This is a genomic window from Empedobacter sp. UBA2044 (genome assembly GCF_002333005.1).
In the GTDB taxonomy this organism is placed as follows: domain Bacteria; phylum Bacteroidota; class Bacteroidia; order Flavobacteriales; family Weeksellaceae; genus Empedobacter; species Empedobacter falsenii_B.
Window position 1 is genome coordinate 26,839 of record NZ_DDBA01000027.1, and the last position, 12,328, is coordinate 39,166.

Here is a 12,328-nt window from a genome sequence, read left to right on the forward strand (position 1 = left end):
AACTTTAATTTTTTTAAAAGGTGACTTTTATAATCGCTTTCTTGATGTCAGCGTAATTTATTTTTTCTTCGTGTTCTACTGTAATTTTTCCTTTTCCTACAGGTTTTGGTTCGCGCGCTTCCCAAAAAATTGTGACACCTTCTTCATCGGCTTCTACAATTTCGCCTTCCACCACTTTGTCATTTAATGTAGCTTCTAAAGTTCTACCTACATTTTTGGCAAATTGGCGTGGCATGGTTAGGTTACTTCCTACACCAGGAGAGGAAACCTCTAATGCAAAATCACATTCTTCTCTATCAAGATTGTGTTCTACATATCGGCTTATTCTTACAATTTCTTCGACTGAAAGACCTTCGTCTCCATCTGCTAAAATTACAATTTTATCATCTGGAGTGATTTTCCAATCGATAAGAAACAATGACGGATTTTCCGCAATTGCTTCGTCTATCAGCTGTTTTACTTTACTTGAATCCATATACAACGAAAAAGAGAGCTATAACCAGCCCTCCTCCATTTATTCCTTTAAATTCTTTGCAAATATAGGTCATTTTTTTTTATTGACCTAATTTCAACCATTTAATCTGATTAATTCATCAATTGATATACAAATATTCCGATAAAGATTAACGTTAAAATAATGTCGTAACCTGTTGTTAAAATAAATCCTACAAAAGATCCGAAAGCAGATTTTAATGCAACTTTTGGCGAAGCTGCAGTAAAAATTAATTCACCTAAAAACGCTCCCAAAAAAGGTCCTACGATAAAACCGATTGGGGGGAAAAATAATCCGATGATTAATCCGACAATAGATCCCCAAATTCCGTATTTGGTTCCACCTAATTTTTTGGTCATATATGCAGGCAATAAATAATCTAAAATCGCGCCTAATAACACAAAAAGTCCTGCAATAATTATCGTTCCCCAATTGTAACTACAATCACCACTGAATTTAAAAACCAATAATCCTACCAATGCTAAAGGTGCTCCTGGTAAAACTGGCAAAACAGTTCCGATCAAACCAACAACCAATAAAATTCCACTAATAAGATTTAGTATACTATCGTTATCCATTATTTTAGTATTTTTAAAACTGTAACTTTGCACAAACAAATCTATTTAAACTCAATTAACAGCTTATGCAAGATAAATCTTTTTATGAAGAATTTTCTGATGGTGTAAAATTTTTTTTCAATCAATATTTCAAAATTGATTTGTCTGAAAATCTTTTTAATTTCTTAGAAATTGTCACTTGGATAGCTATTCTTTTTGTGTTAGATTTTGTGCTAAGAGCTATTATTCTTCCGCTTCTAAAAAAATTAAAGAATTTCACCGAAAACGATTGGTTGAAGTTTTTGTACAAAAACAAAGTCTTTGTTTCAGCTATTCATCTTATTCCAATCAGTTTTGCATTAAGCATGAATGTTATTTTGTTCAAGAATGAAGGAAATATTTTTCATGTTGTTCAACGCATTACGCAACTTATTTCATTAATCGTTTTTACGCAACTTATTTTCCGAGTTATCAATACAATTATTGATGTGTACAACGAAGAAAATAGTTATACAACAGTTGGAGTGCGAACTTTTGGGCAGATGTTGAAGTTTATCATCACGTTTTTTGCGATTATTTCTGGAATAATGATTTTGTTTACGGTTGATAAAAACACAATTATTACTGTTCTCGGAGCTTTAACCGCAGCTGTTTTATTGATTTTTCGTGATGCAATTTTCGGATTTGTTTCTGGTTTGCAAATCTCTTATTCTAAAATTGTAAAAGTTGGCGATTGGATTACCGTTTCCAAAGGCGATATTGAAGGAACAGTAAAAGAAATTAACATCAATTTGGTGAAAATTGAGAAGTTTGATAAATCTATTGCAACGGTTCCTACTGTGGATTTGGTTTCGTCTCAGGTAACCAATCATATGGCGATGTTGGCGACTGGAACTCGTCAAATAAAACGTTCGGTTTCGTTTAATGTTAATTCGTTTCAGTTTTGTAACGAAGAAATGTTAAATCGTTTCGTAAATATTACTTTAATTCATCATTATATTCAACAAAAACGTCACGAAATTTCCATCTATAATCAAAACATTGAAAATTCTGATTTAGATATTAATGGTAAAAATTTAACCAACATTGGTGTTTTTAGAATTTATGTTGAACATTATTTAAAAAGTTTGAAAACTGTTTCGCAAAATGATCCAATTATCGTAAAACAATTACCTGTTTCTCCGCTTGGAATGCCGTTAGAAATTGGTTGTTTTACAACTTCGGCAAGCAATTTGGAATTTGAAAGAATTCAGTCCGATATTTTCGATCATTTGTTGACAGCTTGTCGTAAATTTGACTTAGAAATTATGCAAAGCATTTCGCTTTCTGATATAAAAAAATTATAATATAAAATCATGACTAAATTAAGTGTTAATATAAATAAAATTGCCACAATTCGTAATGCACGTGGTGGAAATACGCCAAATCTTGTAGAAGCGGCAATCAAAATTCAGGAATTCGGAGGACAAGGAATTACGATACATCCGCGTCCAGACGAACGTCATATTCGTTACCAAGATGTGTACGATTTGAAACCTGTTGTAACAACTGAATTTAATATTGAAGGAAAACCGATTGATAGTTTTATGGAATTGGTTTTAAACTCAAAACCAGAACAAGTTACCTTGGTTCCTGATGCAGAAGATGCGATTACATCAAATGCTGGTTGGGATACAATCAAACATTTTGATTATTTAACTGATGTGATTAAAACCTTTAAAGATGCTGGAATCAGAACATCTATTTTCTTAGATCCAAATCCTGCTTTAATTGAAAGTGCTGCGAAAACTGGTGCTAATCGAATCGAGTTGTACACAGAAGAATTTGCGACGCAATACGGTTTAGGAAATCTTGACGCAATTCTTCCTTATAAAGAAACGGCAAAATTAGCAATCGAAAATGGATTGGCTGTAAATGCTGGACACGATTTGAGTTTAGATAATATTGAATATTTTATTCGCGAAATTCCAACAATTGCAGAAGTTTCTATTGGTCACGCGTTAATTTCTGAAGCTCTATATTTAGGTTTAGAAAATACGATACAAGCGTATTTACGTAAAATTGAATTAGCAAATTTGTAGAAAATGGCAGAAATCTTACATAGCAAAATTGTCGGCTCTGGTGAAAAACATTTATTGGTTTTTCATGGATTGTTTGGACAATTGGATAATTGGAGCACATTAGGAAAACATTTTGGCGAATATTTTACAACACATTTGATTGATTTACGCAATCATGGACGTAGTTTTCATAGCGAAGATTCTTCTTTAGCAGCGATGGCACAAGATATCGTGAATTATATGGATGCAAATTCTATTGAAAAAGCACATTTGTTGGGACATTCGCTTGGCGGAAGAATTGTGATTGATTTTGCGATGATTCATCAAAATAGATTAGATCATTTGATTGTTGTGGATATGGCACCAAAAGCGTATCAACCTCATCATAATGCGATTTTCAAAGCGTTGAAATCTGTTAATTTTGATCAAGTTGAAACTCGAAAAGATGTAGAAACGACTTTGGAACAATATATTCCTGAAATTGGTGTGCGACAATTTTTGTTGAAAAACGTTTACCACGCCGATAATGGAAAATATGCTTTTCGATTCAATTTAGATGTTTTAGATAAATTTTACCAAGAAATGGTTGGTTCTGAATTGTTAAAAGGCAAATTTGATGGTCCAACTTTATTTTTGGGTGGTGCAAATTCAAATTACATTATGCCAGAAGATGAAATGATTATCAAGGAACGTTTTCCAAATGCGGAAATCAAGAAAATTGCAAATGCAGGACATTGGTTACATGCTGAAAATCCGAAAGATTTTACAGCAGAGGTTTTGAACTTTTTGTTGAATAAATAATTAAAAAAAGCGAGGCTCAAAATTTGAACCTCGCTTTTTTTTATATCTGATTGTCATTCCGGTCTTGTCGAAGAATCTATTTTTAACTCAATTTATTTTCTCTCAACAACGACCAATAAATCATAGTTGAATCTCGACTCAATTCAGAGAAATTTAGTTTTGTCAAAAGTTTCGTTGAACCAATATTTTCTATCAAACAACAAGCGGTTACTTCTTCTAAAGTTTCTTTTGTAAATGCCCAATTTATCAATTCCGCAGCTGCTTCAGCGGCAAAACCTTGTTTTCTTTCTGCTTCGATAATTCCATAACCAATATCACAACTTCTTCCAACAAAATTATAACCTTTAAAACCAATGTCACCAATTATTTCTCGTGTTGATTTCTTGATAATCATCCACGATTCGAAACCTGTTGGTGCGTCAACTTTAGACAAGTTTACAATAATTCGAGGCAATGTTTCGATTACATCTGCATCTGGCCAACCTTTTCCTCTAACTAAATTTAATTGCTCTAATTCGGTATAATTATTCTGTAATATATTTTCGCAAATGGAAATCGTGAACGGCATCAAAATTAATCGTTCGCTACACAATTCCGTTACTTGCAAACTTTCTAAATGCATAATTGATGAAATTTTATAACTTCAAAATGTATCAACTCATCTTTCATTAATTTTTGAGAAGAATAAATCAACAATTCAATGTTTTTGAATGTAAATCTTACCAAATAATCTCTTCCCTGAAATTTTGATGAAATTACTTTTCCTTCAAATTTTCCATTTTCAGAAATTGTAATTTCTTCTGGATAAATCACAATTTTAGACGAATCAATTCCTAAATCTTGCGAATCATCCAACACATTTACATAACCAAAAAGTTTGGCCACATAAGCTGTTGCAGGAGAATTTCGCACATTCTCGACCTCATCAAACTGAATCATTTTTCCGTTTTGCAAAACTAAAATTTTATCCGAAGTATAAAAAGCATCATTCAAATCATGCGTTGTAAAAATCACTGTAATTTGATGCACCTTGCACCAATCCATAATTTTTTCTCGAATGGTTAATTTTAATGTTTGATCTAAATTAGAAAAAGGTTCATCCAACAACAAAATTTCGGGTTGTTGTGCCAAAGCTCGTGCAATAGACACACGCTGTCGCTGACCTCCACTCAGTTTATTTGGAAAAATATGTTTAAAATCTAACATTTCAACCACCGTTAACGCTTCGTCAATTTGTTGTTGTTTAAGCTCTAAATCGAAATTGCTTAAAAATTTCCCAACATTCTCACCAACCGTTACAAAATCTAACAAATCATAATCTTGCGCTACGTATTTCATCATTTTATGACCTGGAATCAAGTTATAAGCAGGACCGCGTAATTTTTTGGTATGATAGTAAATTTCTCCTTCTTTAAAATCCAACAATCCATAAATCAATTTCAGTAAAGTTGATTTTCCACTTCCACTTTCCCCAATAATACTTATCACTTCGCCTTTGTTAACTGCAAAATTGATGTTATCGAGTACTTTTTCTTCGAAATCTGGATAATTATAACTGAGTTGTTTTACGTTTAGCACGATTGAATAATTTTTCTTATGTTTGGCTAAGGTATTAGATTTATTCAATATGAAATAATTGTTTAATTATTTCATTTATTGATATAAATCAATATCAACTATTAATTTATATTATAGTTTTGTAAAAGAAAAAATTAAAAAAAGCAATATGAAAAAATTATTCTTAGGATTGGCTGTTGTTTCTGCTGTTACATTAACTTCTTGTGGAGGAAAAACTGAAACTAAAGCTGCAACTGAAGCTCAAGAAGGAGCAACATCAACTGAAGGAGCTGCAGAATATGCTGTTGATACGACTGCATCTGTTGTAAATTGGAAAGGTGGAAAAACTTTTGACGATATCAACAAACCAGAAGAAGGTCACTACGGAGTTGTAAAATTAAAAGAAGGTTCTGTAAAAGTACACGATGGAGTTTTAGAATCAGGGAAATTTGTTGCTGATTTTGCTTCTTTCGAATCTAAAGATTTAGATGCTGATGCAGAAAGCAAAGGAAAATTAGACGGACACTTAAAATCTGCTGATTTCTTAGACGTTGAAAAATTCCCAACTGCAACTTTCGAAAATACAGGAGTTAAAGCTTTAGAAGGTGGAGATTACAATTCAGAAATTTCTGGAAACTTAGATTTCCGTGGAGTTCCTAAAAATGTTACTTTCAAAGCTAATGTAACTGTTGATGCGAATGGTGTAACAATCAAATCTGAAGAATTCGGAATTAACCGTAAAGATTTCGGAATTGCATTCGTAGGTGCTGGAGGTTCTATCATAAAAGACGAAGTTTTATTACAAGTAGATTTATCAGCTAAACCAGCTGCTGCAACTGAAGAAGCTGCAAAATAATCGAATTGAATATTCATAAAATAATAGAAGCCATTTATCTTAGATAGATGGCTTTTTTGTTTTAGAGGCGAAAAAATATAATTTCTCTCATTTTTTTTGTGATAATTAATTGAACTTAATTATATTCGTACTCATAATTAATAACATACATTAACAAAACAATGAAAACAATTAAGTTCTTCCATCCGGATGAAACATTTAATTATAATATTGAAAAATCGTTATGCAAAGTCGTTTTTCAAGGAAATAAAAAATGTTTGTTGGTCGAAATACATTCGACTGATGACTTAGAACACGTAGAAGGCGATTCGTTACAAAACGATTTTCCTCAACTTTCTTTATTTATTGATGATTTTCCTTTGGATGTAGAATCTGTAGAAGAATTAAACGGTAAAAAAGTTTCTATTCCTTACGGTTTTGCCGAGGAAGAAGACGAAGAAGGTGAAACTGTGGAAGTATATTATACAACGTTGAATGTTTCGGAAGAAGATTACGAAACGGTAAACAACGAATTAACTTTTAGTGTAAACGATAAAGGAATTTTGACCTTGAACTGGAAAGGTGAAGTGCAAGATTTTGTAGAAGAATCTGAAAAAGATATTCCTTTCGAAATAGAATGTACATTTGAAGAATTCGAATTCACGGAAGACGATTTTGAATAAAAAAAATACAACAAAAACCTCTCAATTTAGAGAGGTTTTTTTTAATCACTATAAATTATGAAAAAGTTTACTTTAACTCATCGATTATTACATTGGACAATCGGAATATCGATGATAATGCTTTTCTTAACTGGTTTTTTGAGAATGGAATGGATGAGCAAGAAAAATCTTTCTGCTTTAATTACTAATGAAGTTTCAAAAGAAGGTTTAAACATTTCTGACGCTACTTTAAAAACAATTGGGAGAAGTTCTTTAGAACCAATGTGGCAATGGCACGAAATATTTGCTTATATCGCTTTAGGTCTTTTTGCTGTCCGAATTGTTTATATGCTGGTAAAGGGAATCCGATTTCCTAATCCTTTGAAAAGTCATTCAACATCCGAAAAGTTTCAGTGAATAATTTATATGATTTTCTATTTGTTAATGCTAATTAATATTGTGACAGGATTTTATTTAATGTGGGGAAATGGAACTTACAAAGACCCAATGGAAGAACTGCATAAAACTGCAATTTATTGGTTTCCTATCTTTTTTCTTATTCATCTCATTGGAGTTATTATCGATGAAGTCAATAAAAATTCTGGAATTGTTTCTAAAATGATAAATGGTAAAGATTAAAAATAGAAAAAGACACTTTATAAAGTGTCTTTTTTATTTAAACATTTGATATATTTTATCTTTTTCGTAACCTTCGATAGTTACTTTTTGATCAGAACTATAAAATGTATATTCTCTACGATTATCCGTATCTATAATATAATTCGGAAAAGATTTATTTGGTCTTTGCATTCTTGCTTCTTTGAGATTTTTTCGATCTTTGTTAGAAATCAAAAAAGTCTTTTTATCAAGAATCAAAAAGTAATATTCTTTTTCTAAGGAATAATAGCTGCTTGATGATTTTACAGTTAAGATTAATTTATTATCCATTACTTGATAAGTTCCTTCAGCAAAATCATAATTAGCATTATTGATTTCTTTACCGTTTTTATCTAACTCTACAATACAGTTATAAAAAACCGACTTGTATTTGAATTGTTGATTATTAAACAATTTCAATTCAAAGTTGCTATGTTTAAAGATTAAAGGAGTGGTCAATACTAATTTATCTTGCGCTTTTGTATTAATTGCAAGTAAAAATAATAATCCAACCAATAATTTATTCCACAAATTCATATAACTGATTAACAATTATATAAATTTAAAGAAAATTATCTTCCTTTCATAAAAATCCAAGCCAATAAACCCCAACCCATAATCATGAATAATCCTCCAAGTGGCGTAATTGGTCCTAAAAATTTAAGGTTTGCATTCCAATGTTCTGCGAATGACAACAAATAGATACTCACAGAAAAAACAAATGTTCCGGCAATTAAACACCAAGCGGCAGAGCGTTCTAAACCGTTGTTAAATTGAAAATACATTCCAACAGCTAACAAAACAATTGCGTGATACATTTGGTAACGTACTCCAACTTCAAAACTTGCTAATTTTTCGGCAGGCAAAATTTTCTTGAATGCATGAGCACCAAAAGCGCCTAATATAACCGCCGTCATTCCGTATAATGAAGCAATTGTCAACACAAGATTTTTCATAAATTATCTCTTTTTATTTTATTCAGATTTCTTTTTTCCTGCCACAAAATCTTTCAAATAATATGGCTCGAAATACGCAACATCTTCAAATGATTTTTGGTTAAATTTTTCTTCCGCAACACGAATCATATCTTTTGCCGATGGAAAAGCTTGTATAAACGTAGCATCTAAATGCGCTAAAACTTCTTGACATTTTTCTGCTCCATCACCCACAAAAATAATTTTCTTTCCTTTCAATTCTTCAAAAGAAGTTTCATCGATTACTTTAGCTTCTGTTTCTGTTAACTGATTTCCTTGCTTATCAAACAAAGCTGTATAGACTTCCATTCGTCTTGCATCAATCATCGGAATGATATAATCGACCTCTTGATTCAATTGTGATTCCGCCAAAATTTGCAACGAATTAATTGCCATAAGTGGAATATCAGATCCATATGCAAAACCTTTGGCAGACGAAACGCCAATACGCAAACCTGTGTAAGAACCTGGGCCTTTTGAAACACAAACCGCCTCTATATCTTTCCAATTTATTTGCGCGCCTTCCACGCACCAATCCACAAACTGATTCAGTTTTTCACCATGTGCATAATTTTCATCACTTTCTTCAACCAAACATAGTTGAACGCCATCTTTAGCAATCGAAACCGAACAATTTTTTGTTGAAGTTTCTAAATTTAAGATTGTTGCCATGTTGCAAAGATACACAAGGAAAATTGATGTATAAAGTTTGAATTTATGATTTTAGAATAGATTTAGAAATATTTATTACACTCTGAAACTCTTTTATGAAAATAATTTTCAATAATTTGATTAATATTTTCTCTATTTACTTCATTTAACCTCTATTTTCCTTCCAACGTTATTGGAACGCCAGCATAGAAATCTAATACTTTTTGTTTAAAAATGTAATTGTATTTCGCTTGCAACATTTGCGATTCTGCAACCATCATATCATTACGCGAACGGTTAAAATCGTATTGATTAATGACTCCAGCATTGTAAGATTTTTGTGCAAAATCGTATGAAATTTTCGCATATTTTACCGCTTCTTTCGACGAGTCGTATGACGCATAAGAACTATTTACTTCGAAATACGCAGATTGAACATTTTTCAGCACATCTTGTTTCGATTGTAGAAGGTCAACTTTTGCTAAATCCTCGTTGATTAATGCTTTCTGAATATTAATTTTATAGGAATATTGATTCCAAATTGGAATACTCACACCAACTCCAAAAACGCCTGTTACATTATGTCCTAATTGCTCTAATAATGCATCTTGACGTAATCTTTTATTGAAATATTGTAGATAATTCGTTCCGAAATTGAAACTTCCTGTCACTTTTGGAAATAATGAAGTTCGCGCGATTTGAGTTTCTTTCGCAGCAACATCAATTTGCAATTCGGCATGTTTTACAGAAGGTTGATTTTGATAAGCCGTTTCCACCACATCATCCAAATTATACAATTGAGACGTAACATTATCTGGAATTTTCACATCGGTTACAACAAAATTTCGGTAATCATTTAATTGTAATAACATCGCTAAATTGAATAATGCACGCTCTATTTCGATTTGTGCATTTACAACTTCACGTGTATTTGTCGCGACTTCAGATTCAGATTGTGCTACAACAGATTGAGCTACAGTTCCAGCTTTGAACTTTTTTTGATTTTGATCCAATAATTGCTTCGAAATAGTTGGATTTCCAACTGCAACTTGTTTCAATTCTTTGTTCAATAAAACCGCCAAATAATAATTGGCAACTTGCAACGAAATATCATTTATCGTCATCGCAGTTTGCACTTTCGACGCTTCTAATTCCAAAGCAGCTTTGTCTTTATTCAATTGAACAACTCCACCACTATAAATATTAATGCTCGATTGTACGCCAAATGAATGCGCAAATTGATAATATCCCTTTTCTATCGTTGGATTATACGTTCCGATTGTAAAATTAGTATCTACATAACCCGAAACCGTTGGCAACCATGCATTGTAGGTTAACTCTAAATTTTTATTGAAAATTTCTTGGTTGATGGTATTCTGCTGAACAGTCAAATTATTTTTCGAAGCATACTCAATACACTTTTCAATTGTCCATTCTTCTTGGGCAAACGAAGAAAGAGAAGTAATAAATAGTAAAGTAAAAAATAATTGTTTCATAGACTATTCTTGTCAGAAAATTAAAGATATAAAATAAGTCGAATTTCTAACCAAAATGTTACGAAATTCGACTTAAAGTTTTATTTGGTCAGTAAATTAACCTTTAATTTTTGAAGCAATTGCGAATTCTTCTGCAAAAGCAGCGATTCTTTCTGCAACTTCTTTTTCTTCTGTTGCTCTTTCGTAAGAACTAGACATCGAAATTAAAATCTGATGAAAGAAACGTTTCATATCATCTTGCGTCATTTCTTTTGTCCACAAATCGATACGCAAAGCCTCTTTTGCTTTATCGTCCCAAACAGAAAGTAACATTGCTTTTGTTTCTTCGTGACTAATTCCACCATCTGGTGCATTCCAAGTCATTTTTTCTGGTACGTGATTTTCGTCCAATTCAATCTCAACTGTAATATTTGTTGTTCTCATAACTTCTAATTATTATTTTATTTCACAAAATGGTAAATTTTACCATCAATAGTTTTTGTTGTATATTTTGCTAAATTATTTCCTTCTAAAGCTGGTTTATATTTAGATTCTTTGAAGATTTTTTGACCATCCATATCATCTAATAAAGCTTTCAATTCTACCTTCGGATTCTCTTTCATGTATTGGCGAATAATTTGCAAACCAATCCAAGCCGCAATTCTTCCTGGAGAATCTTGCTCAATTTCATTATTAAATTTTGAAAATGGACTAACTGCTAAAAAGCGTTTATCCAAAGAAGCATCTGAACTGAATACATAATTTTGCTCCACAAAAAAGTTCCAAATTTGACCTTCGTTCTCAATACACCACTGAATTTGTTCTGGCGTGTAACCAACTTTATATTCGTCTGGTGTATCTGTTAACAATGCATCTTGCAAAATCAATTTCTTACCTTCATAAATCATTTTATCAATAAATAATTGATTTCTTGGGCTAAATGTTACCACATCATTCGCAATTGCATCAACAGCTTGAGAAGGCAAACGATTAAAATCTAAATTTGTGCGTAAATAACGTTCTACACCAATGCTATCATATAATTTATTCTTTGACCCCAAATACGCATCCATCGCAATAAACATCAAGCCAGATTGCTGACTAAACATCACAGGATAATCTATATTTTGCAAACCTGATGAATAAGTATAAACCGTCGGAATTTTATATTCTGGAAAATAAAATTGGTAACGTTGAAACATCGGAGTTAACGATTCATTTAAGTTTTTAAAATCTCCAAAAACCTTTCGAGATTGTCCATAAATACTCAATTCTTCTTTATTACGACGTTGACTTTCCCATACATCATCCGCAGTTTTTGCATCAAAAAAGAAAGGATAATCTTTTCGTAAAGTCGCTAAAGGAATCGAATCGTTAAAAAAATCTTGGCTGATATCATGAATATTCAACTGAACATTTTGTTCTTTGACATCCACTTCCCACGATTTTTCTTTTTTGCACGCAGTAAATAAAATTAAACTCGCAAAAGCTAAGCCATATACAAATTTCATTGCTTGGTTATTTAGCTAACAAAAATAGTAAAATAATCTGTAGTATTTTCAACCCTAATTTTTTTCATAATCTGCTATCTTTGAAATAAATTATT

General features: G+C 31.7%; 15 protein-coding genes and 1 pseudogene. 6 read left to right on the top strand and 10 right to left on the bottom strand.

Features of this window, described 5'->3' with window-relative positions:
• Positions 1-13: 13 nt before the first annotated feature.
• Entirely contained in the window at positions 14-475 is a 462-nt protein-coding gene (gene rimP, locus B4E59_RS04200; RefSeq protein WP_291051616.1) for a ribosome assembly cofactor RimP, read from the bottom strand.
• A 110-nt stretch (positions 476-585) separates the two neighbouring features.
• A complete protein-coding gene (locus B4E59_RS04205; protein WP_291051619.1) occupies positions 586-1,071 on the bottom strand; it encodes a DUF456 domain-containing protein in 486 nt (161 codons plus the stop codon).
• Between the two features lie 65 nt (positions 1,072-1,136).
• On the opposite strand from B4E59_RS04205, the gene B4E59_RS04210 reads away from it, so the two are divergent.
• The 3 genes from B4E59_RS04210 to B4E59_RS04220 are packed head-to-tail and all read left to right on the top strand — an operon-like array spanning position 1,137 to position 3,911.
• A complete protein-coding gene (locus B4E59_RS04210; RefSeq protein ID WP_291051622.1) occupies positions 1,137-2,396 on the top strand; it encodes a mechanosensitive ion channel family protein in 1,260 nt (419 codons plus the stop codon).
• A gap of 9 nt (positions 2,397-2,405) precedes the next feature.
• Positions 2,406-3,131: a pyridoxine 5'-phosphate synthase gene (locus tag B4E59_RS04215; RefSeq protein ID WP_291049654.1), complete on the top strand. Its 726-nt coding sequence runs from the start codon at positions 2,406-2,408 to the stop codon at positions 3,129-3,131.
• A gap of 3 nt (positions 3,132-3,134) precedes the next feature.
• Positions 3,135-3,911 carry an alpha/beta fold hydrolase gene (locus B4E59_RS04220; RefSeq protein WP_291051625.1) on the top strand — a complete coding sequence of 259 codons (777 nt, stop codon included), beginning with the start codon at positions 3,135-3,137 and terminating at the stop codon, positions 3,909-3,911.
• Between the two features lie 82 nt (positions 3,912-3,993).
• On the opposite strand, the gene B4E59_RS04225 is transcribed toward B4E59_RS04220, so the two are convergent.
• Positions 3,994-4,533 carry a GNAT family N-acetyltransferase gene (locus B4E59_RS04225; RefSeq protein ID WP_286495302.1) on the bottom strand — a complete coding sequence of 180 codons (540 nt, stop codon included), beginning with the start codon at positions 4,531-4,533 and terminating at the stop codon, positions 3,994-3,996.
• Positions 4,524-5,537 carry an ABC transporter ATP-binding protein gene (locus tag B4E59_RS04230; protein WP_291051628.1) on the bottom strand — a complete coding sequence of 338 codons (1,014 nt, stop codon included), beginning with the start codon at positions 5,535-5,537 and terminating at the stop codon, positions 4,524-4,526. Before B4E59_RS04230 ends, B4E59_RS04225 begins: the two co-directional genes overlap by 10 nt.
• Positions 5,538-5,637: 100 nt before the next feature.
• On the opposite strand from B4E59_RS04230, the gene B4E59_RS04235 reads away from it, so the two are divergent.
• The 3 genes and pseudogenes from B4E59_RS04235 (at position 5,638) to B4E59_RS04245 (ending at position 7,604) form a co-directional block, all read left to right on the top strand.
• Positions 5,638-6,324 carry a YceI family protein gene (locus tag B4E59_RS04235; RefSeq protein WP_291051631.1) on the top strand — a complete coding sequence of 229 codons (687 nt, stop codon included), beginning with the start codon at positions 5,638-5,640 and terminating at the stop codon, positions 6,322-6,324.
• A 161-nt stretch (positions 6,325-6,485) separates the two neighbouring features.
• On the top strand, positions 6,486-6,986 hold the full coding sequence (locus B4E59_RS04240) for a hypothetical protein (RefSeq protein WP_038335039.1): 501 nt from the start codon (positions 6,486-6,488) through the stop codon (positions 6,984-6,986).
• Positions 6,987-7,043: 57 nt separating this feature from the next.
• Positions 7,044-7,604: pseudogene (locus tag B4E59_RS04245) on the top strand (cytochrome b/b6 domain-containing protein).
• A gap of 33 nt (positions 7,605-7,637) precedes the next feature.
• Here B4E59_RS04245 and B4E59_RS04250 read toward each other — a convergent pair.
• From B4E59_RS04250 to gldB, 6 genes are all read right to left on the bottom strand, one after another.
• Positions 7,638-8,159, bottom strand: a complete 522-nt coding sequence (locus B4E59_RS04250) for a hypothetical protein (RefSeq protein WP_291051635.1) — start codon at positions 8,157-8,159, stop codon at positions 7,638-7,640.
• A gap of 35 nt (positions 8,160-8,194) precedes the next feature.
• Positions 8,195-8,578: a DUF423 domain-containing protein gene (locus B4E59_RS04255; protein WP_291051637.1), complete on the bottom strand. Its 384-nt coding sequence runs from the start codon at positions 8,576-8,578 to the stop codon at positions 8,195-8,197.
• Positions 8,579-8,596: 18 nt separating this feature from the next.
• Positions 8,597-9,268 carry a tRNA (adenosine(37)-N6)-threonylcarbamoyltransferase complex dimerization subunit type 1 TsaB gene (gene tsaB / locus B4E59_RS04260; protein WP_291051639.1) on the bottom strand — a complete coding sequence of 224 codons (672 nt, stop codon included), beginning with the start codon at positions 9,266-9,268 and terminating at the stop codon, positions 8,597-8,599.
• Between the two features lie 152 nt (positions 9,269-9,420).
• Entirely contained in the window at positions 9,421-10,743 is a 1,323-nt protein-coding gene (locus B4E59_RS04265; RefSeq protein ID WP_291051642.1) for a TolC family protein, read from the bottom strand.
• A 96-nt stretch (positions 10,744-10,839) separates the two neighbouring features.
• On the bottom strand, positions 10,840-11,166 hold the full coding sequence (gene gldC, locus B4E59_RS04270) for a gliding motility protein GldC (protein ID WP_038335027.1): 327 nt from the start codon (positions 11,164-11,166) through the stop codon (positions 10,840-10,842).
• A 17-nt stretch (positions 11,167-11,183) separates the two neighbouring features.
• Positions 11,184-12,233: a gliding motility lipoprotein GldB gene (gene gldB / locus B4E59_RS04275; protein ID WP_291051644.1), complete on the bottom strand. Its 1,050-nt coding sequence runs from the start codon at positions 12,231-12,233 to the stop codon at positions 11,184-11,186.
• Positions 12,234-12,328: the final 95 nt, after the last annotated feature.